General features: G+C 69.2%; 23 protein-coding genes. 10 read left to right on the top strand and 13 right to left on the bottom strand.

The window, feature by feature from the left end; all coding sequences use genetic code 11:
• Positions 1–4: 4 nt before the first annotated feature.
• The 6 genes from OG875_RS29770 to OG875_RS29745 all read right to left on the bottom strand — a co-directional run bounded on the left by OG875_RS29770 (position 5) and on the right by OG875_RS29745 (position 7,160).
• A complete protein-coding gene (locus OG875_RS29770) occupies positions 5–934 on the bottom strand; it encodes an AurF N-oxygenase family protein (RefSeq protein WP_330177332.1) in 930 nt (309 codons plus the stop codon).
• The gene (pabB, locus tag OG875_RS29765; protein WP_330177948.1) at positions 931–3,048 is read right to left on the bottom strand and encodes an aminodeoxychorismate synthase component I; all 2,118 of its coding nucleotides are present in this window, start codon (positions 3,046–3,048) and stop codon (positions 931–933) included. The genes OG875_RS29770 and pabB overlap by 4 nt, the downstream gene beginning before the upstream one ends.
• The gene (locus OG875_RS29760) at positions 3,048–3,878 is read right to left on the bottom strand and encodes an arylamine N-acetyltransferase family protein (RefSeq protein ID WP_330177331.1); all 831 of its coding nucleotides are present in this window, start codon (positions 3,876–3,878) and stop codon (positions 3,048–3,050) included. Before OG875_RS29760 ends, pabB begins: the two co-directional genes overlap by 1 nt.
• A 14-nt stretch (positions 3,879–3,892) precedes the next feature.
• Positions 3,893–4,789, bottom strand: coding sequence for a 4-hydroxybenzoate octaprenyltransferase (locus OG875_RS29755; RefSeq protein WP_330177330.1), 897 nt, complete (start codon positions 4,787–4,789; stop codon positions 3,893–3,895).
• A gap of 10 nt (positions 4,790–4,799) precedes the next feature.
• Positions 4,800–5,972, bottom strand: coding sequence for a cytochrome P450 (locus OG875_RS29750; protein ID WP_330177329.1), 1,173 nt, complete (start codon positions 5,970–5,972; stop codon positions 4,800–4,802).
• Between the two features lie 150 nt (positions 5,973–6,122).
• The gene (locus OG875_RS29745; protein ID WP_330177328.1) at positions 6,123–7,160 is read right to left on the bottom strand and encodes a polyprenyl synthetase family protein; all 1,038 of its coding nucleotides are present in this window, start codon (positions 7,158–7,160) and stop codon (positions 6,123–6,125) included.
• A 564-nt stretch (positions 7,161–7,724) separates the two neighbouring features.
• Between OG875_RS29745 and OG875_RS29740 the strand changes: the two genes are divergently transcribed.
• Complete coding sequence (locus OG875_RS29740) at positions 7,725–9,011, top strand: cytochrome P450 (protein ID WP_330177327.1); 1,287 nt, start codon at positions 7,725–7,727, stop codon at positions 9,009–9,011.
• 246 nt (positions 9,012–9,257) lie between these two features.
• Here the strand turns inward: OG875_RS29740 and OG875_RS29735 are convergent, their stop codons facing one another.
• The 3 genes from OG875_RS29735 to OG875_RS31090 form a co-directional block, all read right to left on the bottom strand.
• Complete coding sequence (locus OG875_RS29735; protein ID WP_330177326.1) at positions 9,258–10,088, bottom strand: methyltransferase domain-containing protein; 831 nt, start codon at positions 10,086–10,088, stop codon at positions 9,258–9,260.
• A 181-nt stretch (positions 10,089–10,269) separates the two neighbouring features.
• Positions 10,270–11,178: an SAM-dependent methyltransferase gene (locus OG875_RS29730; protein ID WP_330177325.1), complete on the bottom strand. Its 909-nt coding sequence runs from the start codon at positions 11,176–11,178 to the stop codon at positions 10,270–10,272.
• Positions 11,179–11,672: 494 nt separating this feature from the next.
• On the bottom strand, positions 11,673–11,957 hold the full coding sequence (locus tag OG875_RS31090) for a LuxR C-terminal-related transcriptional regulator (RefSeq protein ID WP_443079224.1): 285 nt from the start codon (positions 11,955–11,957) through the stop codon (positions 11,673–11,675).
• A gap of 317 nt (positions 11,958–12,274) precedes the next feature.
• On the opposite strand from OG875_RS31090, the gene OG875_RS29725 reads away from it, so the two are divergent.
• Entirely contained in the window at positions 12,275–12,562 is a 288-nt protein-coding gene (locus OG875_RS29725; protein ID WP_330177324.1) for a hypothetical protein, read from the top strand.
• Between the two features lie 97 nt (positions 12,563–12,659).
• Here OG875_RS29725 and OG875_RS29720 read toward each other — a convergent pair whose 3' ends face one another.
• From OG875_RS29720 to OG875_RS29705, 4 genes are all read right to left on the bottom strand, one after another.
• On the bottom strand, positions 12,660–13,841 hold the full coding sequence (locus tag OG875_RS29720; RefSeq protein WP_330177323.1) for an MFS transporter: 1,182 nt from the start codon (positions 13,839–13,841) through the stop codon (positions 12,660–12,662).
• A gap of 198 nt (positions 13,842–14,039) precedes the next feature.
• Positions 14,040–14,960, bottom strand: coding sequence for a PucR family transcriptional regulator (locus OG875_RS29715; protein WP_330177322.1), 921 nt, complete (start codon positions 14,958–14,960; stop codon positions 14,040–14,042).
• A gap of 917 nt (positions 14,961–15,877) precedes the next feature.
• Positions 15,878–16,663 (bottom strand): WD40 repeat domain-containing protein, encoded by a 786-nt coding sequence (locus OG875_RS29710; RefSeq protein WP_330177321.1) that lies wholly within the window; start codon positions 16,661–16,663, stop codon positions 15,878–15,880.
• Positions 16,660–17,382: an alpha/beta hydrolase gene (locus OG875_RS29705; protein WP_330177320.1), complete on the bottom strand. Its 723-nt coding sequence runs from the start codon at positions 17,380–17,382 to the stop codon at positions 16,660–16,662. The genes OG875_RS29710 and OG875_RS29705 overlap by 4 nt, the downstream gene beginning before the upstream one ends.
• A gap of 465 nt (positions 17,383–17,847) precedes the next feature.
• Here OG875_RS29705 and OG875_RS29700 point away from each other — a divergent pair, with 465 nt between their 5' ends.
• The 8 genes from OG875_RS29700 (at position 17,848) to OG875_RS29665 (ending at position 26,330) form a co-directional block, all read left to right on the top strand.
• Positions 17,848–18,552, top strand: coding sequence for a GNAT family N-acetyltransferase (locus tag OG875_RS29700; protein WP_330177319.1), 705 nt, complete (start codon positions 17,848–17,850; stop codon positions 18,550–18,552).
• Positions 18,553–19,349: 797 nt separating this feature from the next.
• Positions 19,350–20,750, top strand: coding sequence for an ATP-binding protein (locus OG875_RS29695; protein WP_330177318.1), 1,401 nt, complete (start codon positions 19,350–19,352; stop codon positions 20,748–20,750).
• 2 nt (positions 20,751–20,752) lie between these two features.
• Complete coding sequence (locus tag OG875_RS29690; protein ID WP_330177947.1) at positions 20,753–21,166, top strand: roadblock/LC7 domain-containing protein; 414 nt, start codon at positions 20,753–20,755, stop codon at positions 21,164–21,166.
• 65 nt (positions 21,167–21,231) lie between these two features.
• On the top strand, positions 21,232–21,543 hold the full coding sequence (locus OG875_RS29685) for a DUF742 domain-containing protein (RefSeq protein ID WP_330177317.1): 312 nt from the start codon (positions 21,232–21,234) through the stop codon (positions 21,541–21,543).
• Positions 21,544–21,553: 10 nt separating this feature from the next.
• Positions 21,554–22,135, top strand: coding sequence for a GTP-binding protein (locus OG875_RS29680; protein WP_330177316.1), 582 nt, complete (start codon positions 21,554–21,556; stop codon positions 22,133–22,135).
• Positions 22,132–23,439, top strand: a complete 1,308-nt coding sequence (locus OG875_RS29675) for a cytochrome P450 (RefSeq protein WP_330177315.1) — start codon at positions 22,132–22,134, stop codon at positions 23,437–23,439. The genes OG875_RS29680 and OG875_RS29675 overlap by 4 nt, the downstream gene beginning before the upstream one ends.
• A gap of 150 nt (positions 23,440–23,589) precedes the next feature.
• Positions 23,590–24,672 (top strand): polyprenyl synthetase family protein, encoded by a 1,083-nt coding sequence (locus OG875_RS29670; protein WP_330177314.1) that lies wholly within the window; start codon positions 23,590–23,592, stop codon positions 24,670–24,672.
• A 47-nt stretch (positions 24,673–24,719) separates the two neighbouring features.
• Positions 24,720–26,330, top strand: a complete 1,611-nt coding sequence (locus OG875_RS29665) for a prenyltransferase/squalene oxidase repeat-containing protein (RefSeq protein ID WP_330177313.1) — start codon at positions 24,720–24,722, stop codon at positions 26,328–26,330.
• Positions 26,331–26,339 lie beyond the last annotated feature (9 nt).

Below are 26,339 nucleotides of genomic sequence, written 5' to 3'. Positions count from 1 at the left end.
GCCGTCAGCGCCGGACCATTTCGACGAGGTCGTGGCTGATGCCCAGGTCGTCGAGCAGCAGTTGCAGCGGTCCGGTGTCCCGCGCGGGCACGGGGCGGGACGCGGCCCACTCGCTCAGCTGGCCGGTGTCGATCTCGAAGCCGCCCCGGGCCGCCACGGTCACCCAGGGGTCCAGGTCCGCGGAGCGGAACGCGGTCAGCCCGGTGACGAGTGCCTCGCGGAACATCCGCCGCTGTGCGCTGTCCAGGTTCCGGTAGAGCGAGCCGCACAACTCGCGGAAGACCACCGCGTGTCCGCTCTCGTCCCGCCGGTGCAGATCGGTGGTGATCCGGTTCATCGGCTGGATCTCCTGGGCGGTGGCGAGTGCGGAGAGGAACCCGCTGATCGTGGTCTCGGCGGCCAGGGAGAACGCGATGTCGACGATGTCGCGGTCGAAGCCGGACAGCCCGGCGCGGACCGCGTCGTGTCCCTGGACGACGGACCAGACGCCGGGCGCGAAGCGCAGGTCCGCGAGGTCGCGCCGCCTGCGGGTGACGCCGACGGCGTTGTGGCACATCAGGATGTGATAGTGCTCATCGATGATCGTCTGGTGCAGCGCGTCGACGGCGACGTCGTCGCGGCGGACGGGAATCCGTTCCTGGAGCATCAACCGGCAGGCCGGCAGGATGATCTCGTCCTCGATGGCCGCGGTCTTGGCGTTGTAGGCGATCCACGCCGCGGACAGGATGCGCTCGCGCGCGTCCGGGTCGAGCCGGTCGGCGCCCGGCAGGCCGAGCACGGGGACGAGGTGTTCGGGGAAGTCCGGCAGGGCCGCGTCGAAGTGACCGTCGAGGTCGAGGTCGTCCTTCTTGACGGCCACGCGCTTCCCCCAGCGGAGCGTCAGCTGCTCCAGCAAGTCACGCTCGTACGCGGGCACTTCACGGGCCGGGGTCATCGGGAAACCTCCTTCATCGTGGAGCCGCCCATGTCCGGCACCGCCGGCGCACGCCGGGCCCGGAGGGACGCCGCCGCCTTGAGGAGCATCTCCTCGTACTCCTCGTGCGGGTCGGAGTCGAGGACGATCGCCCCGCCGGCTCCGACGGTCAGCCGGTCGCCGACGCGGACGGCGGTGCGGATCACGATGTTCAGGTCCGTGCCGCCGGAGAGGCCGAAGTAGCCGAGGGCGCCGGAGTAGACGCCCCGGGCCTCCGTCTCCAGGCGGTCGATGATCTCCATGGTGCGCAGCTTCGGTGCCCCGGTCATCGACCCGCCGGGGAAGCACTGCCGGGCGCAGTCCATCGCGCTGACCCCGTCCTTGAGGCGTCCGCGAACGGTGGAGACCAGTTGGTGCACGGTCTCGTAGCTCTCGACGGCCAGGTACGGGTCGACCTCGATGCTGCCCACCTCGCACACCCGGCCGAGGTCGTTGCGCAGCAGGTCTACGATCATCAGGTTCTCGGCCTGGGTCTTCGCGCTCGACGCGAGGGTGGCGGCCAGTTCGGCGTCGCGCACCGGGTCGGCGTCGCGAGGGGCCGTGCCCTTGATCGGCTTGCTGGTGACCGTACGGTCTCTCTCGATGCGCAGGAACCGCTCCGGCGAGGAGCTGAAGACCGTGACGTCACCGAGGCGCAGGAGCGCGGCGTACGGTGCCGGGTTCGCCCGGCGCAGCCTCAGGTAGAAGGACGTGTCGTCGTCGTCGAACGGCAGGTGCAGCGTGTCGGTCAGGCAGATCTCGTAGCTCTCGCCGCGGTTCAGCTGCCGGCGGCACTCGGTGATGTCCGCCAGGTACTGGCTCCGGCCTCGGCCGAGGTACTCCTCGGCGTCCGGGGGCCGGCCGGCGGCGGGTTCGCGCGGCGGCGCGGCGGCGGCCGGGTTCAGGCCCCGCAGGAGCGCGGACGTCCGTTCCACCCACTCGTGCGCGTCGCGCCGGGTGTTCTCGTCGTGGACGGCCACCAGGTAGGTCACGCCCTCCTGGTGGTCGACCGCGACGACGCGATCGGCGAACATCCAGACGGCGTCCGGCGTTTCGGCGGTGTGGCGGGCCGTGGCCCCGCATTCGGCCTTGAGTTCGTAGCCGAAGTAGCCGACGTAGCCGCCGGTCAGGTCGAAGGGCAGATCCGGGGTGGGGATGCGCCGGTCGCGCAGCCGCCGGTCGAGGACGTCGAACACGCTGCCGGTGACGGTGTGGACGCCGTTCGCGTCGCGCACTTCCACCGACCCGCTGCCGGTGCGGTAGGTCAGGACCTCGCTGAGCGGACCCGACGTGTCGCCGAGGAAGGAGAACCGGGACAGGTCTTCCTCGACGCGGCTGCTGTCCAGCCAGAAGCAGTGGGGGGTGTTGTCGAAGAGTTCGAGAAAGATGGCCTCGGAATCGGCGGCGGTCGGCACGACCGTGCTCACGATTCCCAGTCCCTCGCCCGCGTCGGGCACGTGGTCGGACGATACGGCGACGCCGACGGGGTCGGTGACGGACGGCCGTGGTCCGTGCCGCGTACGGCGGGTCAGTTCGGCGAAGTTCCGCAGGATGTCCCGCCCGTACTGGGAGGCGATCGACTCGGGGTGGAACTGCACGCCCCACTGCGGCAGATCGCGGTGACGCAGCGCCATGAGCACACCGTCGTCCGCCCACGCGGTGGCGACGAGTTCCTCGGGCAGGGGCTCCCGTACGCAGAGCGAGTGGTAGCGCACCGCGACGAACTCACGCGCGATTCCGGCGAACAGCGGATCTCCGTCGTGGGAGACCTTGGCCAGGTGTCCGTGTTTCGGTTCGGGCGCGGCGACCACCGACGCCCCGGCCAGGTGGGCGATCAGCTGGTGGCCGAAGCAGACGCCCAGCACGGGCAGGGTGGTGCGGCGCAGCAGGTCACCGAGGAGGCCGACGTCGCGGGGGTTCTGCGGCCTGCCGGGGCCGGGTGAGATCACGATGTTGTCGAAGTCCTCCAGCCGCAGGCCGGCCAGCGCCGGATCGTCGTTGACCATGACGACGGGCTCCCGGCCGTTGATCTCGGCGATCAGCTGGTACAGGTTGAAGGTGTACGAGTCGTAGTTGTCCAGCAGCAAGGTACGCATCATGGACCGTCCAAGATTTTCCCGAGCGCCTGGACGTCGCCCGGCTCCAGGGTGATCCCGAATATCTCCTCGGGAGCGGAGAGCAACTCGTCCCTGTCGAGTTCCCGGACGGTCTCCGGCTGCCCGGGACGCAGTTCCATGAGCGTGCCGCCGACGAGGAGGTGCCTCACGTCGGGCCGGGTGCGCTGGAGGACCAACCGGTGGTTGAAGGGCGAGCGCGGATGCGTGAGGCAGAAGTGGTTGAGGAGCTCGAAGTCCGACGGATAGCGCACGTCCGTGGTGAAGCCGTAGAGCTCCGCCGGTCCCTCCGGCCGCAGGAACCGCAGCACGAGCTCACCGGTCGGCTCCCGCACGAGATCGAACGGCCAGTCGCCGTCCAGCCGCGCGTTCTCCGCGAGCCGGATCGGCTCGTGCGGCCCGTAGGCACCGAAACTCACGTCGTGGATCCAGCGTTCGCCGTCGAGCTCCACGCACAGGGCCACGTGCAGGGCAGGCCCGAACCTGGTCCCGGTGCGGTTCCGCGTCCGGCCGGCGAACGCCGTGAACGTGAACCCGATGCGGTCCAGCACGGCCGCCATCAGTACGACCTGTTCCAGGCACCAGCCGCCGCGGCCCCGCCGCACGAGCTTCTCCTGGACGCTGTCCGGGTCCAGCGGTATCACCGTGCGCCCGAGCACCGCGTCGAGGTTGTCGAAGGCGATCGCGTCGACATGGGCGGTGTGCAGGCCGCGCAGCGTGGCGAGGTCCGGAGCCACGTCGCCCTGGTAGCCCACCCGGGTCAGGTAGGAGTCCAGGTCGACGCCGCTCCCGTGCCACATCGAATCCGTCACCCGCGGCTCGTCCCTCATGTGAACTGCCCGGCGACCACGGCCGCGAGAGTGATCCAGCCGAAGTAGGGGTTGGCGACGAAGGTGTCCCAGCACGAGGTCGGGTCGTCCAGGTCCACACGTACGACCAGGAACGACAGGAAGCCTCCCGCGAGCACGACGATCAGATGGAACGCCCATCCCATCGACATCTGGGAGCCGGCCCACAGCACGCCGCCGACGCCCAGCACGACGAACACCGCCAGCCACGCCTTGGTGGCCTTGCCGAACAGCAGGGCGGACGACTTGACGCCGATGTTCCGGTCGTACTCCTTGTCCTGATGGGAGTAGATCGCGTCGTGAATCAGGGTCCAGAACGCCCCGCCGGCGTACAGGCCGTACACCGCCAGCGGGTAGTCGACGCTCCCGGTCGCCGCCGTCCAGCCGATCAGCACGTAGACGCTCATCACCAGCGCCAGGAACGCCGAGGGCCAGAAGAAGACGCGCTTCATGTAGGGGTAGGCGACGATCAACGGGTACGAGGCCCCGGCGACCAGGGCCGTCTCCACGTTCGCCACGGCCAGGACCAGCAGGGCGACCACGCCCTGCGCGACCGCGAACAGGAGCGCGTTCCGGACACTGATCGTTCCCGACGCGACGGGACGCGACACGGTGCGGGCGACTCGGGCGTCGATCTCCCTGTCGACCACGTCGTTGACCGAGCAGGCCGCGCCACGCACCAGCACCGCGGCGACGGCGACGACCACCAGGGTCAGCGGGTCCGGTCGTCGCCCGGAGGCGAGGACGACGGCCCACAGCCCCGGGAGCAGGTAGAGCACGTACCCCGTGGGCCTGTCCAGTCGCATCAACAGGAGATACGCGCGGATGGAGTCCGGGCTCTTCGTGACTACGCCGGTGGATATCTTGTACAGCATCAGGATCCCATCACCATGTCACCGGAAGTTGGATCAGCCCGCCGACCAGCGAGTGGTGACGCAGCCCCAGCTCCTCCACACCGACGGCCGGACGCATGGTCGGGAATCGTGCGACGAGCTGGGTGAGCACCACCCGCAGCTGCATCCGGGCCAACGTCGCGCCGACGCAGTGGTGGGCGCCGTGCCCGAACATGAGGCCGGCCGTGGTGTCGCGCGTGACATCGACCCGGCCGGGGTCCGGGAAGACCGTCTCGTCGTGGTTGGCCGCGATGATGTTCAGCAGCACGAAGTCGCCGGTCCGGATGGTGACCCCGTCGATCTCGAAGTCCGTCAGCGCGTAACGGGGCATGCCGCCGTTGTGCGGGTTCGGCATCGACATGCGCAGGGTTTCCTCGACCGCGCCGGGGATCAGGCCCGGGTCGCGCACCAGCGCCTGCCACTGCCCGGGGTCGGACAGCAACAGCAGCACACAGGTGCCGATCCGGGCCACCGTGGTCTCGTAACCGCCGAACAGCAACAACGCCGTCAGTCCGATGACCTCGTTGTCGGTGATCCCCTCGGTCGCGCAGATCCGGGAGATCGCGTCATCGCCCGGGTTCTGCCGTTTGTCGGCGATCAGTTGACGGCAGTAGCCGAACAACTCGCCCAGCCCCTGCTTGGACCTGACCGGGTCCCCGACGTTGGCGGCGTCCTGGGTCCAGCCGCCGAAGCGTTCCTTGTCCTCCTGGGGAACGCCCAGCCACTCGCACATCACCTGGATCGGCAGCGACTGCGCCAACGCCTGGCACAGGTCCACCGGCGGCTCCCGCCCGGCCAGTGCGTCCAGGAGCCGGCCGGTCAGTTTCTCGACGTAGGGCCGCAGCGCCAGCATCCGCTCGGGTGAGAAGTGCGGCTCCAGCAGCGCGCGCAGCCGGGCGTGATCGGTGGCGAAGCCGCCCAGCAGGCCGGCGAGAAGCGCCGACCCGCTGTCCTTCGTCGCGGCCTCCGGATCAGGATGGGAACGGCCGAGCCGGTCGTCGTCGAGCAACTGCCTCACCCAGGTGTGACCGGTGACCAGCCACGCCTCGTCGCCCTCGGCGGTACGAACCCGATGGACCGCGCCCCGGGACTGGATCGTGCGCAGCCCTGGCGCGAGTTGCAGCACATTCGTCTGCTCGAAAGGCAATTGAGCTGGGGTACTCACTGACGGCCTCCGCCGGAATCGAGGTTCGGACCACCTGGTCGAGGACGCTCAGGACGTACGGGAGCGCCTCGCCCCGGTGTCCGTCGAGGAACGAGGAACGGCCATGATCATGTGCTCCGATCCGGCTGCCGCCCCTGTCGGGAGTACGGGTCATGCCGTGCGGTTGACGATGCGGTCGAACAAGCGGGTCAGTTCGGTGGAGGCGGCCGGGGACAACTCGGCCCGTCCGAGGTGCTCCAGAGCCGAGTCCAGATGGCCCCGGGACACCTGCTCGGCCGTATACCGGCCGCCGGTTTCCCCGACCAGGTCGGCCATCTCCCGCAGCTGCGCCTCCGTGGTGCCGTCGGCGTGCCACAGCCGGAGCAGTCGCTCGCCGGCCGGGCTGTCGGCGGACAGGGCGGCGATCACCGGAAAACTCGGGTTGCGCCGCAGGATGTCGCTCCGGACGGGCTTGCCGGTCACCGCGGGGTCGCCCCAGATGTCCTCGACGTCGTTGAAGATCTGAAAGGCGAGACCCAGATGCCTGCCCGCGCCGCGCAGGGCGGCCAGCACGTGCTCCGGTCTGCCCGCCCGCAGCGCGGGCGTCACCAGTGCGCACTCCAGCAGGGCGGACGTCTTCTCCACCACGATCCGGTCGTACTCCGCGACGCCGGTGCCGGGCTCCGACCGGGCGGTGAACTCGCGAGCCTGGCCCGAGAGAACCAGACCGAGGGCCTCGGCGAACACGCCGGAGATCTCCGCCCGTCCGGGGCCGGGGTCGTCGACGACCATCCGCAGCCCCAGAGCCTGCAACGCGTCCCCGGCCAGGATGGCCGGACCGGTGCCGAACACCTTCCACGCGGCCGGGCGCCCGCGACGCAGCTCGTCCCCGTCGATGATGTCGTCGTGGATCAGGGTCGAGTTGTGCAGCAGCTCCAGTGCCGCCGCCTGGCACCGGACGTCCTCCGGCCGCAGGCCGACTCCGTCGGCCGCCGCCGTCATGAGGGCGGCGCGCGTCAGCTTGCCGCCCTCCGCGCCGCTCGGGTCACCGTGTTCGTCGAGAAAGCCGAGATGGTAGGAGCAGATCCGGGCCAGCGTCGGCTCCAGTGCCGAGACCTGCTGCCGCACGACGGACGATACGGTGGACGGCTCCGGCCTCCGCGACAGGAAGGCTCGGCGTCCGGTCGACGAGGTGTCGAGTGCGCTCATCGAGATTCTCCTCCGGTCGCAAGCCTTTCCCATTCTTGTCGGAACCCACGCTCATGAGGTCCGCGAATTGCACGACTGAAAATCATTGCACGACCGAGAATCACGGTGCTGAATATGTGCGTGCCGGATATGCGCGTACTGCATGGGTGTGCAATTTGCGTGGCCGTTCTGACCGCCATCCTGAACGACCCCGTCCTGCCGTGTCAATGACGCGGCGTAAGCATCTCCGACTTTAGGAAAAACCCCAAAGAAGGCCGCTCGGGGCCTGAATCGGACTCACCTGCGGAATGATGGCTGCCGGGTGGCACCATGACCCTATTCGAGTCCGGCCATTGAGCCGGCGCCCAACGGCGGGCAGGACGTCCCGAGAAGGACTCGGTCTCCACCGACCGGCGCGGATGCCCTGTTCGGCAAGGTGAGCCGGGCGTTCCGACGCGGTCGGGACGGTTGCCGACGCGGAGACACCGGACCTTCCCCGGCATCACACAACGTCATGATCATTACCGGGAATGGTTCGCTGAAAGCTTGAGAGGCGGAATCGTCATGTCAGTTGATTCTGGGCAATTGTACGAAGGCAGGCCGTTCGACCCGTACGGCTCCCATCGTGACGACCCGTATTCGTTTCTGGCCGACATCGGAGAGACGGAGCCGGTGTTCTACGCCCCTTTGCTCGACGCGTGGTGCGTCACCCGGCGCGAGGACATGGTCGCCGTGCTGCGGGACGACCGGAACTTCTCGGCGCGCGACCACAACCCCCGCTCCTCGGTCGCGTTGCCCGAGGACGTGAAGCGGATGCTCCGCACCTGGCGCGGTGCCGGCGCGCTGGCCGTCGGCTCGCTCGACCCTCCCGAGCACACCAAAGTCAGGGAAGTGCTCAACATCGGGTTCACGCCGGCCAGGGTCAGAGCGTTCGAACCCACGATGCGTGCGATCGCCACGGACATCGCCGAGCGGGCCGCGGTCGCGGAGGAGTTCGACTTCATCACGGCGTTCGCCGTCCCGTACGCCCTGGAGGTGATCTGCCGGCGCCTCGGGATCCCGGACGAGTACCTCGACCGCTTGCGCCTGTGGTCCGAGCAGCGGATCGAACTCATGATGTTGCAGGAGTACACCGATCCCGACCAGCTGCGTGAATACGCCCGCGGGCTGATGGAGTTCGGAGCGTTCGCCCGATCGCTCGCGCAGGAGCGGCTGGTCTCACCGAAGGACGACCTGATCAGCGAACTGCTCCACGACGGCAAGGGGGGCCGCACGCTCACCGCCGACGAGGCGGCCGTCCAGATCCCCACACTGATCTTCGCCGGGCACATGACCTGTGCCGAGGCGCTCGGCACGATCCTCTTCCAGCAGCTCCGGTCACCCGGCGGCTGGGCCGAGGTGGTCGACGGGACGATCGCCGTACGGGAACTGGTCGAGGAGGGGTTGCGCTTCGACAGTCCGCTGGCGGGCATGTACCGGAGCGCGGTCCACGACGTCGTGGTCGGCGGCGTCCACCTGCCCGCGGGGAGCCGGCTCCTTCTGCTGTACGGGGCGGCCGGCCGGGACAGCGACTCCCACGCGTGTCCCGCCGGGTTCAGTCCGGGCAGTGGGTCGGCCACGCATCTCGCGTTCGGGCACGGCATCCATTTCTGCCTCGGCGCCGGATTCGCCCGCCTGGAACTGGAGGTCGCGATCCAGGCCCTGGCCACCGCGATGCCGGAGCTGACTCTGGCACCGGGGCCGCCGCCGCGTCACCGGCCGGTGTTTCCGCTTCGGGCGCTGACCGAGTTGCGGGTGCGGCAGGGGGAACGGGCATCCGGGCGGTCGTCGGGAGATGCGGACGGCACATCGGCATCTGCGGGACTCGTCTGACTCATGTGTCCGACGGCACGGAAGGTACGGCCGGTCAGTACGCCGGCCCGCCCCGGGATGTCGTGACGGCCCGCCGGTTGAACCGGCGGGCCGTCACGGCTTGTCGGACTGGTGAGGCGCCTGCCGGTGACCCGGCCGCCGCGCCGGACGGGGCCGGCCCGGCGTGCTCGGCCCGCGTCAGGGCGTGACGACGCGGGCCTTACGCCGTGGGACGCCGAACGGAGCACCGAGGACGGTCGCCCGCGCTCACGCGCGGACGGCGGTCAGGAAGAGGTAGCCGCTCTCCGGGGTGACCGCGGACAGACGCATGAAGTCGATGAGCGACGTGGCCTGTTCCTCGCCGACCAGCGCGGCCAGCTTGTCGTGGACGGTCTCCACGGCGTCGGCCATGACCGCGAGGGTACGGGAGACGTTGTCGCTGATGTCATGGATCTCCACGTCGACGAAACCGCTGGCGGCCAGCGCCGTCCGGTATTCGTCGATGGTGCCCAGGGAGCTCACCGCGTAGTTCGCGCAGATGTGGTCCAGGACCACGCGCCCCTCGGGGCTGACCGGGCCGCGCTCGATGACGTCGGCGACGGCGAGACGGCCGCCGGGGCGCAGGACGCGGGCGGCCTCGGAGAGCACCTGGCCGCGGTCGGGCATGTGCCACATGGACTCGAACGCCCAGGCCGCGTCGAACGAGCCGTCGGGGAAGGGCATGTTCATCGCGTCCGTGAACTGGAACGTGGCCCGGTCGGCGAGCCCGGCCTCGGCGGCGAGTTCCCTGGCCCGCGCCACCTGGACATGGCTGACGGAGATGCCCAACACGTCCACGTCGCACGCGCGGACGAGCCGCAGCGCGGGATGGCCGATGCCGCAGCCGATGTCCAGGACCCGCTGGCCGGCCCGCGCGGCGATGCCCGAGATCATCATGTCGGTCAGGCGGTCGGTGGCTTCCTCGATGGAGCTGTCGTCGGCGTCGTTCTCCCAGTAGCCGTAGTGCTTGTTGGGGCCCCACGCGGAACCGTAGATCTGGCCGATCCCGTCGTACATGTGGGCGACGTCGCTGGGAGCGGGAAACTGCTCGATCGTCATTGAGGAACTCCGTATCGTTGTGAAGGTGACGGGAAGTCGGCGCCGAAAGCGGGCGGAAACCCGCTGCGCCCGGCTGGGCAACCCCAGCCGAGCGCCTGCGTGGTCCACCGGCGACCACTGACATCCAGGTGAGCCGTCAGGTGGTGCGAGGACCCCGAGAATCCGCCACCGCGCTCTCTGCTCACTCCAGTTCGAAACGCAGGAAACCCAGCCGCAAGCCCCCTGCTTGCCATTCGGCGCCCAGCGCCTGATTCGCCATCAGCGATATCCTCAGCTGCCTGCGTTCCACCGCTGAAAGGCTGCTGTCACTGTCCAGTACCGCCTTCGTCCAGGCGGCACTCTCCTCCCAGAACGGCAGGGTTTCCGACGTGGCGTCGACGTCATCGACCAGTTTGAAACCCGCGGCCCGCGCGGCTTCCGCGTAGTCGAGCACCGTGGCCGGTTTGGTGTAGAAGTATTCGGCCCACACATCGGCACCGTGCGGGCGTGTGATGAATACTTCCTCGATGCACACACTCCCGCCCGGACGGAGCACGCGCGCCAGACGCTCGAACCACTGAGGACGGTTGAAGTACCCGCTGCTCTCGATGGCGACTGCCGCGTCGTAGGGGCCGTCCAGGGGGAGATGCATGGCATCACAGACCAGTGGGCGGACCTTGCCGCCCACACCGCTTTCCCGCGCGAACCCCTCGACCAGCGGGGCGTGTTCCGGCGCGTTGGTGACCGCCGTGACGTCGGCGCCGTATTCCTGCGCCCAGAACAGCGAGCCCCCGCCGAGACCGCAGCCGACGTCCAGGATTCTGCCCGAGAGCCGGTGTTCGGCGCCCCAGACCTTGGCCGCGTAACGCAGCAGACCCTCTTGGTGAAGCCGTATGCTGCGGCGGATGTCATCCGGCGTCGCCTCGTGAACATTCAGCGGCGTCGCTGAGGAGGGGTAGTAACCCACGTGATAGTGAATTCTGGGTCCAGGCCCGTATTTGCGAACAAGCCTGGCCGTTTTGTCGTCGTAGTACTGGCCAACTATTCTTACCTCGTCCTGAGGCTCCAGCGCTGTCTGAGGTGAACCTGAAAGTTCATCCAGATTTGACACGGTCACTCCTCCAGAGCTCGGATGCCGACGACATTGGCGAATGGCCTGCTTCGGTCGTTGCGCTGCGCTCGTCATGCGTTCGTGGTTCACGGCACGAGTGGGCCGCAGCCTTGATCCGAGTTTATTGCCGCAGCAGCGCCTCGTTCGACATTCATAGCCGCCCTCACGATGCGGAATCTTGAGGCACCCGGAAATTGGGTGGCAGCTATTGGATTCCATCCTGAAGGGCGACCCTGGGCGTGTCAACGACACGGGGTGCGCATCTTCGACTTTAGGAAAAATCCCAAAGAAGGCGAAGCAGGGCCTGGATCGGACTCATCTGCGGAATGATGGCCGGCGAGTGGCACCGAGGGCCTATTCGAGTCCGGCTGCCGAGCCGGCCGAGTCGTGGATTCTGTGTGCCGATGTACGCCGGGAGACGACAGCCGTCATCGACCTCGCGCCGGAACAGTACGGCGTGCCGATCCGATCGCGATCCCGCGGACCACCGGGCGTCAATCCGCTGTTTCGGACGCGATGCGCGGGGGCCAGGAATCCGTTCGCAGAATCTGGAGGACGAACGCCCTCGAAACCAACGAGACACGATTCGGCGCCTGTAGCTTGTCGGACATGACGCCCACGTGATAATCGATGGCCTTCGAACTGAGGTACAACTCTCTCGAAAGCCGCCGACTGGAGAAGCCGGCCGCGACGCCCTCCAGGATCCTGGCCTGGACCGAGCTGAGAACCCAGCCGCCGGCCGACCGGGACACTTCGTAGCCATTCTGGTCATTATCCATGGCACCCATCCATTCCGTACAGCCCACGAGGCCAGGACCGCAACCGAAGAAATGCAGAGCGAGAAGTGCTTGAATAAGATCCTAGGCAGACCCCTCACTGCTTGTCACTGTCGCGCCGTCGCAACCCGTCAGTTTCCGCCCGCCTCAGAATTCCCTCCGAATTTTGCGGAATTCTGGTCCCGTTTGTGTTGACGCATGCCGGGGAATGAGGGTTGGCCGACGAGCCACGACATGAAAGATCATCAGCTCCCGCGCATCCAGCCCCGGGGAGGGGACCCAGTGTTGTATCCACCGTGGAGCGGCTTCGAGGAGCGGCCGTGACGAACTTCGCGCGCGATACCGGGACGGCGGCGCCGGCGGAACCGGACGCCCTGATCCAGACGCTGTACGAGGACCTGAGCAGACTGCCGGCCAGCGCACAACTGGACGCGACGCTGTGCCTGTTGGAGGCGGCCAGGCTGATGCTGCCCACGCTCACCCCGGCGCGTGGCGAGCTCGCCGGCGAAGACCTCGACGACATCCGCGCGGCCATGCGCGCCGCGTCGCTCTCGGTACGCAGCTACCTGTGGCGGACCGGCGACAACCCTTCGGTGAACCGGAACTGAGGCACACGTGCGGGTTGTCCGTACGCGAAACCGGCGTTCGACCGATCGTCGAACGCCGGTTTCGCCACCGGCTTCCCCCCGCGTCGGCGGCCGACTGTCAGCCGCGTGCCACCGAGGCCGGGGCTGAGGCCCGCAGCCGGGTCGCGTCCCGCGGGTCGGGCAGGAAGGTCATGACGATCGCCGCGCACGCCATGAAGCCGGCGCACACCAGCAGACCGGCACCGAAACCCGTGTTGACGGCCAGCACACCCAGCGTGAGGGGCGCGAAGGCGGACACACCACGCCCGATGTTGTAGCAGAACCCGGCACCGGTCATCCGCACCCTGGTCGGGAACAACTCACCCATGTACACGCCGAAGACGCCCGCGTAGGCGGCGAAGAAGGCGAACATCGGACCCAGCCACAGCAACGTCGTACGGTCGGCGGCGACCACGTACAGCGGCAGGGTGAGCGACACACCGGCCAGTGACAGCACCAGTGCGTTCTTGCGGCCGATGCGGTCGGCGATCAGCCCGAAGACGTTGTAACCGACGAACATCCCGAGGTTGAGCACCGTCATGAACATCGCGACCGTCGCGGCCGGGATGTCCTTGTCGCTCTGCAGGTAGGTCGGCAGCCACGTGGACGCTCCCCACGCACCGAACATCGCGAGCGTTGCCACGATCGTGGCGAGCAGAGTGTTCCTGCGCAGTTCCGGCGCGAAGATCTCCGTCACCTTCACCGGTGTGGTCTTCTGCGCGACCCACTCGGCCGACTCACGGAAGAACAGTCCGACGAAGACCAGCGGGATCAGCACGCCCACCCCGCCGAGGAAGAACAACAGCCGCCAGTCCGGCAGCAACGCACCGGACATCGCCGCGGCGATCACCCCGCCGACGGGGAACGCGCTGAGCACGAACGCGACCGCACGGCCCCGTTGGGCCGCCGGCCACGTCTCGACCACGTAGGTCGACACCGCTCCCCAGACCCCACCGAGTCCCAGCCCCGCGGCGAAACGCAGCAGCAGGAACACCGCGAAACTGTCGACCAACGGGATCGCCGCGGTGAACGCGCCGAACACCGCGAGCGAAAGCATCAACGCCCGTTTGCGGCCGTAGTTATCGGCGAGCCAGCCGACGGTTACGCTGCTCACCCCGATCCCGAGCAACGTCGCCGTGGCGAGCATGCCCCCCTCGGTCGTCGTGAGTCCCAGATCGGCACGGATCGCGGGCAGCGTGTACGACAGCAGCAGGATTTCCAGCGCGTCGAACATGTAGGCCACGAACGAGCCGACGAGCACAACCCACCTGTTAGATCCACTCAATCGAACCAGTCCATTCAGCCCTCAAGGTTCTCCGCTCGGGAGAACGCATGCTAGGTGCCCGTGCGGGGCTCGTCGTGGCTCAGCCCCGATTTTCCGCAGTTCGCGGAGAACCGTCCGAGAACTCATCAAAGAACGGCAACCGGTCGCACCGGCCTGCCCGTTGAGCACATCTGGTCATCCCTGCACGGCCTCGGCGACGATCGCCGCCGTCAGCATCTGGGCGCCCCTGCCGGTGGTCGGGTCGCAGCCGGTGACATCGCCGATCCGCCTCAGGCGGTAGTCCAGTGTGCTGCGGTGGATGAACAGGCTGCGGGCCGCCTTGTTCCTGCTGTAGTCGCAGTCGACGAAGGCGGTCAGCGTCTCCCACAGGACCTTGTGCTCCCGCAGCGGCCTGATGACCGCGGCGAGATCGGTCCGCACCTTCTCGTGCAGTGTGACCGCGTACTCGACCAGCACGTCCGAGATCGTGTAGGCACCGCTCGGGCGCAGTCCCGCCACCACCAGCCTCAGCACGTACGACGCCTCGTTGAAACCGTCGCCGAGGCACGCCCTGTCCCGTTCCGCGGTCGCGAGCCAGCCTCTGCCGCCGAGACACCGGGTCAGCTTCGTCACCGAGCGGTCGCCGCTGCCCGGACCTGCCGCCGGGATGAAGAGCACGACGTTGCCGTCCCGGTGCGTCAGCAGCGCGTTCTCCCCCGCCACCGCGCGCAACGCCTCCACCTGGCGGCCGGGTTCCGCGAACCTCACCACGGCGATCAGGTAGCGAGGGGTGAGCCCCTCGAACACGTCCGCGGGCAGCGGATGACCGTCGGCGAGGTCGCCCGCCACATCACGCGAACCCTCCGCGGCGGTCTTCTGCTGATATCCGTCGAGGAAGTCCTGCAACAGGCGGCCCCCGGCACGCACGATGGCGTCCAGCCCCGGATCACCCGCCGCCGCCTCGGTCAGCAGCTCAACCAGTTCGTCCGGCTCGTCACCGGTCCACTCCTGCCCTGCGGCCCGCACCTTCGCCCGGAAGTCGGCGACCCTGTCCTCCTCCGGCGTCGAGCGGAGCGCCTCGACCGGAGATAACGACCTGCCCATCATTTCGGTCATTTTCCATCTCATCTTCCTGAACGGTGCGGCTGCCCCACAATCCCGCACCTGACGCTTTCTGCAGATGCTCCTCGAAGTCGAGGTGGTATCGGCAGACCCGAGAAAGGGTCGATTCCAGGAAAGAAACCTGCTGCCGAACAACTGGCAATACCATGGTTCGCACCACACTCGGCGACGCCTTGGCGACCGGCGGACGAGGTGACGTGTGCGGTCACCGCGATTCTCCTCCGGCCGCGCGAGTGGGGCGCGAATTGAACCGATGAACATTCATCAATGCACGTGTGAATCAGGTCGAATATATGTCAGCGCTTTTCACCTGTTGCCCCACTTCGCCGTGCGGAAACATCACCCGGCATCACCGCAGGTCAGTGGCGCATCGCTCCCGGGTTTCGCATAATCCGGAATCCAGAGTTGCCCCTGCGGCCCCGGCGGTGGAGCGGATTTCAGTCTGAGTGATGTCCCCAGCCGTGTCAACGATGCAGTACGAGTGTGCTGGAATTGGTCTCGACAACGGGAGCGCCGGCAGATGACCGGCCCGTTCGAGATCCACCTGGAGACGATCAAGTTTATCCCCGGCTTGGGCGGTTTGAGCATCATGTAATTCCCCATCCCGAATCTTCCCGGTTGGCCGGGGGGAAAGCGTTTTCCCGCATATGCATCAACCCGAAGCGGGCCCGAAGCGGTCTTCCAGTTCACTGATACGGGCAATGACGAAACCGCCCGGCCCGCTTGCTCCCGAGGCCGGGACGCCCACAGCGCCGCCGTTATCAAGGCGAATCAGTCGTTGGTGTGGCAATGGCTCAAATGCCTGCCCTGGCGGGATGCGTCCCCGCCCGGTAAACCCGTGGCTTTGTTCAGGACGGCCGGTTCATGCGCCTCTTCCGCGGCGCGGCCGGGGCGAGTGAGGGATAAACACCTCAGGGGTGCAGGAAGTTTCCAGGAATGCTCAGTCGCGATCCTTGGGTGGCCGAAAGCAATTGGCCGATTGCGGGTGTCCGCCCACCGCCCGACTTCGTGCCCACGTCCTGACGATCCGCTGCCCGACCGGGCCCGGTTCGCCGTGGGCCTCGTCGCGGCCGGTCCGACCGGTGCCCGGACACCGGTCGGCCACTGCCGGGCCGGTCGGGGTCCTCCGCCGTGAGGAGCCGCTCGACGGGGACGCAGGCGGCGCAGGTCCACCGGCGGACGGTGCCGTCGCCGTGGGCGCTGACCAGCCGCGCGCCCGGCAGGAACGCCAGGGCCTCGACGGTCGCGCCGAAACCCTCCAGGACCAGCGGTTCGGAGGTCGTGCCGTCGGCCCGCCAGATCCGTACGGTGGCGTCCTTGCCGGTGCTCGCGATCCACTCGCCGTCCGGGCCGACCGCCACGTGCCACACGAACCCCCGGTGCCCGCGCAGTACGACGGGCGGGGTCCACCCGTCGGGGTCCCACAGCCGGACGGTGCCGTCGTCGCCCGCGCTGACCAGGCGCCGGCCGTCCGGCGTGAACACCACGGCGAACGGCAGCCCGCCGTGCCCGCGCAGCACCGTCGGCGCGGCCCGGCCGGTGGTGTCCCACACCCGCACCGTGCCGTCCTGGCCGCCGGTCGCCAGTCGCCGCCCGTCCGGGCTGAAGGCGACGTGCCGGATCTGCGTCCGGTCGGCCCGGCGGACCAGCACCGGGCCGCTCCCGTCGACGTCGCGGACCCGCAGGGGCGGCGTCACTTCAGGTGCCGGGCGAAGAACCGGGCTCCGTCGTCCACCTCGAACCACGGGGTGCCCGCGTGCCCGCCCATGTTGGCGTGCAGGGTCTTCTCCTCGGTGCCGAAGGCGTCGAACAGGTCGAGTGCTCGCTGCCGGTCGTTCCCTTCGTCGTCCCACTGCAACAGGAACAGCACGGGAACGGTGACCTGCCGGGCCTCCTCGCGCTGGGCGCGGGGCACGTAGCCACCGGCGAAGAAGCCGGCGGCCGAGATGCGCGGTTCGGCCGCCGCCAGCCTGATGCCGACGGCGGTCATTCCCGAGTACCCGACCGGGCCGCCGATCTCGGGCAGTGAAAGGAGTGCGTCCAGGGTGGTCCGCCATTCCGGGACCGCCGTGTCGACCAGCGGGGCGACGAAGGATTCGAGGATCCCGTCGACCGGTTCGCCGGCCGCCATCGCCCGGCGGAGGTCGGCACGGGCCTGTTCGCCGGCGGCGGATCGGGGCCGGTCGCCGTGTCCGGGGTGGTCGATGGCGGCCACCGCGTGGCCGTACCGGGCGGCGTAGTGCCGGGCTCGGGCCACCAGGCGCGACTCCCGCTTGTGCAGGCCGCCGTTGTGGCCGATCAGGATCAGCGGGGCCGGTGCGGATCCGGACGTCCACAGGATGCCGGGGATGTCGCCGAGGGTGAATTCGCGTTCGAGAACCCCGTCGTCGAGGCGCTGTTCGGAAGTGAACCGCATGGTCGTGCCTTTCGGGAGCGCGCGTGGGCGGCGCTCCCGGACGACCTATCGCCCGACCGTGACCCCGGAGGAGAGCACCCATGTCGATACCGCGTTCACGGGTACCACCTCCTCGTTCTCTCGCACGGCCTCCGGCAAAGTAGCAGTGGTCGCCGCGGTCCGCCAACGGGTTTTCGCGCGTGCTCCGTGGCCGGACGCCGAGGCCGTCACGCTCGGCCGGCAGGCTCCGGCGGACGCACCCCCGCTCGCCGGACATACCCGCCGGGGAAGGCGAGTTCGCCTCTGTCGAGGGTCGCGGGCGTCCCGTCGCCCGCACGCCCGGTACCTCCCGGGGTTGCCCGTCGCGGTGAGCCTGTCGAACCGGTGTCGTGGCGCTGTCCCGTTCGTCTCCCTGTCCGCCGCCCCGGGCCGGGGGGTGGCGGACGGGCATCGCCCGCCGGGAGAAGGCGTTCTAGGGTTGCGCCCATGCCGACGACCCCCTCACCGCTCTCCGCGTATCCCCCGTTGAACGTGCGGGTGCACACCCCCCGGCTCTCGCTGCTCGGGGCGACGGACGAGCTCCTGGAACGCCTGGTCCCCGTCGTACGCGCGGGGGTGGCCACCGGCCCGCCGTGGGCCTTCGACGATCCGATGTCCCTGTACGAGGACAGCCCGGAACGCGAGTGGCGCTGGCTGCGGGGGATCTGGTCCGGCCGGGGCCGGGTCGGTGCCGGCTCCTGGCGCCTGTACTTCGTCGTGGTCGTCGACGGGGAGCCGGTGGGGATGCAGGATCTGATCGGCATCGACTTCGGCACGTACGGAACGGTCACCACGTTCTCCTGGCTCAGCCCCGGTACGCGCGGCGGCGGGCTCGGGAAGGAGATGCGCCGGGCGGTGCTGGAGCTGGCCTTCGAGGGGATGGGGGCCGGTGAGGCGAGCAGCGACGCGTTCGTCGACAACCACGCCTCCAACCGTGTCTCGGAGTCCCTGGGCTATGTGCCGAACGGTGTCTCCTGGGACACCAGGCGCGGCGAGCGGGCGCAGATCGCCTGCTGGCGGCTGACCCGCGAGGAGTGGAGCAAGCGGCGGCGTGACGACATCGAGCTCGTCGGGGTCGCCGACTGTCTGCCCGTTCTCGGAATCGCCCCTCCGGCGCCGGCGCAGGCACCGGAGGCCGCCCGGCGGTCCTGACCCGGCTCAGTGCCCCCGGCCCGGCCCGGCGGTCCTGATCCGACTCGGCGGTCCCGGTCCGGCTCGGCGCTCGGCGGATCTGGTCTGAACCTGTGGCATCGTCCGGTCGAACACCTGCCGACGCCGACCCGTCGTCGGGGCCCGGACTTCCGGGGGCGGCGGGTGCGGTCGGCCACGCGCCCATTCAGTTCGTTGCAACCGCGAAAGGCTCTCGCTCGCACCTCGGTGGAATCCGCCTCCGGCGACGGCGGACTCGCCCGCTCCACGGTCCGGGGGATGCCGTTCCTGGCGGTTTCCGAGTGGAAAAGGCGAGCTGAGAAGCGCTCGTTCTTCGCCACACACGAAATGGCTCGAACTCTCACCATGGCCCTCTCGCGATGCGAGATGAAGGTCAACTCCCCTAAACTAGCGACGCTTTGGCGTGATCCCCCACTCCGGCACGGCAGCACGTGACGGCGATGACTCCTGCGTCGCCCTCGGTCGGCCAGGGGGATTCCACGAACCCGAGCGATCGTGACCAGTCCAGCCATTGTGTGTCGGAGGCCAGCAGCTATGACGTGCCGGAAAGGACGCCCGCTGTGTTCGCGTGCGGTCCCGCTCCGGGATCGGCGGAAAACCCGCGTCGCTCCTGGTCCCGCCGGTCTCGCGACCCGCTCCGGCGTCCCGCCCCTGCGGCGCTCCGGCTTCGCCGGGCCCGCGGGAAGCGGAATTCCCGGCACACCTCACCACGGGCGGGGACGGCCGACAGGATCGTTGCCCTCGCCCGTTCCCCCTTCAATCCCTAGGACCCTTTTTCCGTGACCTCTCCCTCAGAACCCGCCGTTGTGCTCGGCGCCGTGACCGTCGTCATGGCCGCCGTCGCGCTGCTGCTGGCGCTCTCCCGTCGTAAACAGACGCGACGGTCCAGAGAAATGGACACGGCGCTCAAGAGCGCCGAGGCGCGTACGCGTCACGCCGAACTCCGCGCGCACGGCGCGGAATCCCGCGCACGGGACCTGGAGGCCCGCGAGGAGCGGTTCCGCGCCGAGGTGGGTCATCTCGCCTCCGCGCGGCTCCCGGCCCTCAGACTCAGCCTGATCAGCTCCCACCACCCCGTACCCGGGCTGCTCCACGAGCGGGAGGCGCGGCCCGAGGAGACGGAACTCCTCGACGCCGTGCTCGGCCGGGTCTCGGAGATGGTCCTGACCGACCGTCGTCGGGTGGACGCCGCCGCGCGCGCGGCGTTGCGGGGCGCGAGCCAGGACTCGCAGGCGCTGTCGTACCGGCTTCAGTCGGAACTCGACGCGTTGCAGAGGGAGTTCACCGGGTCGCAGCACCTGACGCACCGGATTCTCGCCGCCGACCATCTCAACGAGCAGAATCTGCGGCTCATCCAGCGCACCGCCATCGTGTGCGGTGCCTGGCCGGGGCACGTGCGCAAGGACACGTACGTGGCCGAGATCGTGATGGGTGCCTCTTCCCGGTTGCGCGGTTTCGACCGGATCAAGATCAACTCGCGGATCGCGTCCAATGTCGGGATCGTCGGCCGTGCCGCCGAGCCCGTCGCGGTGGCCTGCGCGGAGCTGATGGCCAACGCGCTGGAGCACTCCCGCGACGACCTCGCGGTGGAGGTCAGCCTGATCCAGACCGGAAACGGCAACGTCTGCATCACGATCGACGACGCCGGCAAGGGCATGACGGCGGAAGCGACCGCGCGGGGCGTACGGCTGCTGTCGGCCGACAGCCAGGATGTGATGCTCACCGAGCTGGGCGACCCGCCGTCCCAGGGCTTCGCGGCCATCGGCAATCTCGTCGCCGACTACGGCTTCCGCGTATCCATCGACACCGACCATCCGTCTCCCTATGGCGGGGTGCGCGCTGTGGTGACCATTCCCCCGAACCTGCTGGCCCCGATCGACGAGGAGGCCGAGCCGCAGTCGGCGATGGCCGCCCAGCCGGCGGTGGCACCGAAGGCGGAGAGGCGGCCCTCCGCGGTCGCCGAGACCGTTGTCGCCGAGGAGAAGCCGCGCGCCGCCGCGCCGGGCGCCGGGGACGGTCTGCCCCAGCGTCGCCGTCGCGGGCCCTCGGCGTCGGCCAGCGGGCTCGCCGCTCCCACCTACCGTGCGCCGGACCCGGAGCGGTCTCTCAAAGCCTGGAGTGAATTCCAGGACGGCCTCGAAAGCGGCCGAACCGGTACTGATTCGGAGGAAACACTGTGACCATGCCCGCCGGCGAGAACGAGACCTGGTACCTGAACCCCATCACCGAGATTCCAGGTGTCCGTCACGCCCTGCTCATGACCCTGGACGGAATGGTCCAGGCGCGGTCCGGGAATCTTCCGGCCGACGACGCGGACGGTATGGCCGCGATGACCTCCGCCCTGCACGCGGCCTCGCGCGCCGCCGTGATACCGGCGCTGGGGGCCGCGGCGGACACCCCCATCGAGACGGTGACCGTGAAGATAGCCGAGGGCACCTACATGGTCATGCCGGCCGGTGCCAACACCTTGATCGCGGCCGCGGGCGACGACTCGATGCACATGGGCGTGGTCGTCCACATGATGGCTCGTCAGGCGAAGAAGCTCGGGGAGCAGCACATGTCCGTCTCCGCGCGCGTCCATGACGGCACGTCATGATGAGCCGCGGCCATCAACGGCGCCTGCTTCCGGCGTATCTGGCGACCGGAGCCGGCGGTGCCCCGTTGCCCAGCACCGTCGACACGCTCACGGCCCTGCGTGCCAGCGGCGCTCCGTTGGCCTCCTACCACACGGCGGCGCACCGCCGGGTGGTCGAGCTGGTGACGGACGGTTCCCTCACCGCCGTCGAGATAGCCGCCTATCTCGCGCTGCCGGCCAGCGTCGGTCTGATGCTCGCCGAACAGCTGGTCAGTGACGGCCTGTTAAACGCCAGTGTGCCGATGCCGGATGCCCTTGCCCCTTCGCGTGCCGGACGGCCGTCGATGCAACTCATGGAAGAGGTGCTGAGTGGACTCCAGTCACTCCGCGTCGCCTAGCCCGCGTCCGGTGTATCTCCCGGAGGGGGAGCACCAGAGGGCGAAGATCCTTGTCGCGGGTCCTCTCGGCGTCGGCAAGACGACGGCGATCAGGACGCTTTCACAGATCCCCACGCTGCACACCGACGAAGTCATGACGGACGCGGCGGCCGGCGCCGACGATCTGAGTTTCGTCGGTCTGCGGGACAAGACGACCACCACGGTCGCCATCGACTTCGGCCGGCTGACCCTGCCGGGCGGGCGAGTTGTCCTGTATCTGTACGGAACTCCGGGGCAGCGCCGCTTCCTTCCCCTGTGGGAGGGCATCGCGTTCGGGGCTCTCGGTGCGCTCGTCCTGGTCGACACGCGTCGACTGGACGAATCCTTCGAGGTGATGGATCTCATCGAGGAGCGCGGTTTGCCGTACGCCGTGGCAGTCAATACCTTCCCTGACTCACCCGACTACGACTTGGAGGTCGTGCGCAAGAAGCTCGACCTCGCCCCGCGAACCCCGCTCGTCACCTGTGATGCCCGCGAGATGGACAGCACTCTTCACGCACTCATCGCACTGACCGCCCATTCCATATCCTCGGCCGGAGTCGGAGTCTCGTGAGCATCACACCATCTGCCGCCACAGCCGTGCCCCTGCACGGTGCCGCGCACGCGGCCGATCCCCAGCGCAGCTATGAACTGCTGCGCCGTCAGGGGCCGGTCGGGGTCGCGGAGATCGACAACGGTCTCTTCGTCCATCTGGTCACCGACTACCAGGCGGCGCTCGACCTGCTTCAGGACACGGCCACCTGGACGAAGGACACCCGCAGTTGGCTGTCCCGGGTTCCGGAGAACAGTCCGATCAGACCCCTGGTGGAGTGGCGGCCCAGTCTCTTCTTCGCCGACGGCGAGGAGCACGCGCATCTGCGCAAGGTGATCACCGACAGCTTCGCCCTTCTCGATCCCAACGACGTCCGTGTTCTGACGTTCCGTTACGCCGACAGGCTGCTTCAGGACTTCGCGGACGCCGGGACGGTCGATCTCGTCGGCCAGTACGCGCGACAGCTGCCGTTGATGATCTTCAACGCCCTGTTCGGCATGGCGGACGAGCACGGGGCCCCGCTGGTCGGGACGCTCGCGGCCATGGTGGACACCGATCCGGGGCGGAAGGCGGCCGGCACGGAGGCGTTCGGCGCGTATCTGGGGACCCTTTACCAGACCAAGGCCGCGCAGCGCGGGCACGACCTGACGTCCTGGTTCATCGATCACCCCAACGGGTTGAGCCCGGAAGAGGTGATGAACCAGGTCATCATCCTGCTCGGTGCGGGAAACGAGACGACGGCCAACCTCATCGCGAACACCTGCGTCCGGATGCTGAGTGACGACCGGTACTTCGGCACCCTGACCACCGGCAGCCTGCCGGTCCAGCACGCCATCGACGACGCCCTGTGGCACGACTCGCCGCTGGCCAACTACAGCTTCCACTTCCCGAAGGAGGACGTCACTTTCCACGGTACGCACATCCCCGCCGGTTCCCCCGTCATGGTGTCGTACGCCGCCGCGAACACCTGTCCGCACGCGGGGATACCGACCGACGGCTACCGGTCGGGCAGCAAGGCGCATCTGGCGTTCGCCGCCGGGCCGCACGCCTGCCCGGCGCGTGATCTCGCCCTGCTGATCGCGACCGCCGCGATCGAAAGGCTCACCAGCTATCTGCCGGACATCGAACTGGCCGTCGAACCGGATCAGTTGACCTATCGCGAGGGGCCCGTCCACCGGACGCTCACGTCGCTCCCCGCACGGTTCACTCCGCTGACTCCCGACGCCGAAGGCGCCACCCCCTGGAGCCGTAGCTCCTCCAGCCCGGAGCCGACCGTGGCGTCGTCCCCGACGGCAGGCGACCGTGCGTCGGTGACAGCTTCCTAGCCTGACCTCCCATGCCGTGTCGCGGTGGTGCCGTGGGCCGAGTACCCGTCACCACCGTGACACCCGTGGGGCCAAGCAGTGTCCTGGCCGCGTCCTCTGCCCGAACGGAACCGCCGTGGCGGCTCTCGAACGAAAGGGGATCAACCACACATGACAACCACACGCCCCGACACCGCTCCACCCGGCATGTCGCCCGTACGGGACAGGGTGAGCGCGGCTCTCACCGGATTCCTCGACGCCAAGGACGAGGCCGCGCCGGGATCCGAACTGCTCTATCTGACCTCCACCCTGCGCAGGTTCCTCGCCGGCGGGAAACAGCTGCGGTCCGTGCTGTGCGTCTACGGATGGCAGGCCGCCGGAGGGGACGGGGAGATGACGGCCGCCGTCCGGGCGGCCGCGAGCCTCGAACTGTTCCAGGTGTTCGCCCTGGTGCACGACGACGTGATGGACGACAGCGATGTCCGTCGCGGGCAGCCGTCCGCGCACCGCGCGCTGGCCGCCGCGTACACCGATCGCGGTGGTCTCCACGACCGTGCCGAGGCACACGGACTTGGCGCGGCCGTCCTCCTGGGCGACCTGGCGCTGGTGTGGTCCGACGAGCTCCTGCACACGGCGGGTCTCGAACCGAGCAGGCTCGCCCAGGTGCTGCCGCTGGTGGCCGACATGCGCAGCGAGCTCATGTACGGCCAGCTTCTGGACCTTCAGACCACCGGCCGGCCGAGCGACGACGTCGAAACGGCCCTGCACGTCATCCGTTACAAGACCGCCAAGTACACCGTCGAACGCCCCCTGCACATCGGCGCGGCGGTCGCCGGAGCCGCGCCGGAGGTCATCGACGCCTGCACGGCCTTCGGCATCCCGCTAGGAGAAGCGTTTCAGCTGCGGGACGACCTGCTCGGTGTGTTCGGCGATCCCATCGAGACCGGAAAGTCGATACTGGACGATCTGCGCGAGGGCAAGGCCACGGTCCTGATGGCCCTCGCCTTCCGCCGGGCCTCCCCCGGCGAGCGTACGACCCTGCGCGACCTCGTCGGGCGCGGTGATCTCGACGAGGAGCGGGCCGCCGAGGTCCGGGCCGTCCTGGAGTCCACCGGCGCCCGGCAGACCGTGGAAGAAATGATCAAGGAGCGCCGGGAGGCGGCCCTCACCGCACTGGACGAGGCGCCCTTCCCGGAAGCGACCACCGCCCGGCTGCGCCAGGTCGCCCTGGCCGCCACGGACCGGCAGACATGACCGCCCGCCCCTACCCCGTCACCACAACCGTGAGGTGCGACAAGCCGATGAGCGACACGGTCGTGCACACGACCTACCCCGAACAGGCCGCCCAGCTGCTGGCGAGGATCGACCAGGACCCGTGGGGCAGTGTCCGCCCCTCCCTGTACGAGACCGCCCGGGTCATCTCGGCGGCCCCCTGGCTTCCCGGGGAACCGCAGCGGATCGCGTATCTGCTGAACGAGCAGGCCCCGGACGGCAGTTGGGGTGAAGGCCCCGAACGGTACCGCCTGCTGCCGACGCTCAGCGCCGTGGAAGCCGCACTCGCCGTCCTGCGGCGGGGCAACACCTCCGCCGGGACGACCCGCCGGCTCACCGCCTCGGTGGACCGTGGGCTCGCCGCCCTGCGCGCGCTGCCCCCGGCGGGACCGTGGCCCGACACCGCCGCGGCCGAGATCCTCGTGCCCAGCCTGGTCGCGAGGATCCACGAACAGATCGCCCTCCTCGCCGACGACCGGACGGACCACGGGACAGCGGCCACCGGCGGATGGCTGCCGGGGCCCGGCCCCGCCCTGCCCCGGGGCTACGACCAGGGCGCGCCCGCGTACGTCGCCAAGCGGTACGCGGCGGCGGGCGGGCTCCCCGTCAAGCTGCACCACACGTTCGAAGGCATAGCCCGGTACATACCGGAGGCGCTCGTACCCGACGGGCCGGATCTGCTGGGCAGTTCACCGGCCGCCACCGCGGCCCGCGCCGCCGCGCTCTCCCGGGAACCGGCGCCCGAAACCGTCACGGCTCTCGCAGCCGTGTCACGACGCTACGCGGGTAGCTTCCCCGAGGCGGCTCCGATCGTGGTCTTCGAGCGCCTGTGGGTCGCCGCCGCGCTCGCCGGTGCCCAACTGCCGGCCGCCGGCCTGCCCACCGTCCGGCAATGGGCCACCGACCTCTACGACCCCCGGGGAGTACGGGGCGCCCCCGGGCTCATGACGGACGCCGACGACACCGCCATGGCCGTCCTGGTCTCCTCGCTGGTCGGTCTGGAGCACAGCCCCGACCCGCTCGACCTGTTCCACAACGGCACCCACTACGACTGCTACGTCGGCGAGGACACCGGATCCGTCACCGCGAACGCCCACGCCCTCCAGGCACTCGGCGGCTACCAGCGGCGCCACCCCGGGACGCGGCACCTCCACGGCCCCCGCACGGCGGGGGTGCGCGACTGGCTCGTCGGCCGGCAACTGCCCGAAGGACCCTGGCCGGACAAGTGGCACGCCTCCCCCTACTACGCCACGACCCGGTGCGTGTCCGCGCTCACCCGGTACGGCGCGGACCACGCGTCCGGCGCCGTGGAGGCCGCCGTGGCCTGGACCGTCGACACCCAGCGGGACGACGGCTCCTGGGGGGTGTGGGGCGGTACGGCGGAGGAGACCGCGTACGCGGCACAGATCCTGCTGGCCGCCGCCGGACCCCGGCCGGAGCGTGAGCGCGCCCTCCGGCGGGCCGAGACGTATCTGAACGACGGGGCGGGCGACGGCCACCACCCCGCGCTGTGGCACGACAAGACCCTGTACGCCCCCGGGGCCATGATCGAGGCCGAGATCCTCGCCGTACGGGAACGGCTGCGGACCCGGCACGACGCGAACGGACGACAGACCACCCCCACGGACGCGGAAAAGTAAGGAGAGACA

This window comes from Streptomyces sp. NBC_01498, from assembly GCF_036327775.1.
Taxonomy (GTDB): domain Bacteria; phylum Actinomycetota; class Actinomycetes; order Streptomycetales; family Streptomycetaceae; genus Streptomyces.
This window is presented reverse-complemented; position numbering and strand designations above follow the sequence as displayed.

Excerpts from the sequence above, each read along its gene's own strand:
- OG875_RS29770 (WP_330177332.1), bottom strand. The coding sequence starts at position 934 with ATGACCCCGGCCCGTGAAGTGCCCGCGTACGAGCGTGACTTGCTGGAG.
- pabB (WP_330177948.1), bottom strand. The coding sequence starts at position 3,048 with ATGCGTACCTTGCTGCTGGACAACTACGACTCGTACACCTTCAACCTG.
- OG875_RS29755 (WP_330177330.1), bottom strand. The coding sequence starts at position 4,789 with ATGCTGTACAAGATATCCACCGGCGTAGTCACGAAGAGCCCGGACTCC.
- OG875_RS29745 (WP_330177328.1), bottom strand. The coding sequence starts at position 7,160 with ATGAGCGCACTCGACACCTCGTCGACCGGACGCCGAGCCTTCCTGTCG.
- OG875_RS29735 (WP_330177326.1), bottom strand. The coding sequence starts at position 10,088 with ATGACGATCGAGCAGTTTCCCGCTCCCAGCGACGTCGCCCACATGTAC.
- OG875_RS31090 (WP_443079224.1), bottom strand. The coding sequence starts at position 11,957 with ATGGATAATGACCAGAATGGCTACGAAGTGTCCCGGTCGGCCGGCGGC.
- OG875_RS29715 (WP_330177322.1), bottom strand. The coding sequence starts at position 14,960 with ATGACCGAAATGATGGGCAGGTCGTTATCTCCGGTCGAGGCGCTCCGC.
- OG875_RS29705 (WP_330177320.1), bottom strand. The coding sequence starts at position 17,382 with ATGCGGTTCACTTCCGAACAGCGCCTCGACGACGGGGTTCTCGAACGC.
- OG875_RS29700 (WP_330177319.1), top strand. The coding sequence starts at position 17,848 with ATGCCGACGACCCCCTCACCGCTCTCCGCGTATCCCCCGTTGAACGTG.
- OG875_RS29690 (WP_330177947.1), top strand. The coding sequence starts at position 20,753 with ATGCCCGCCGGCGAGAACGAGACCTGGTACCTGAACCCCATCACCGAG.
- OG875_RS29670 (WP_330177314.1), top strand. The coding sequence starts at position 23,590 with ATGACAACCACACGCCCCGACACCGCTCCACCCGGCATGTCGCCCGTA.
- OG875_RS29665 (WP_330177313.1), top strand. The coding sequence starts at position 24,720 with ATGAGCGACACGGTCGTGCACACGACCTACCCCGAACAGGCCGCCCAG.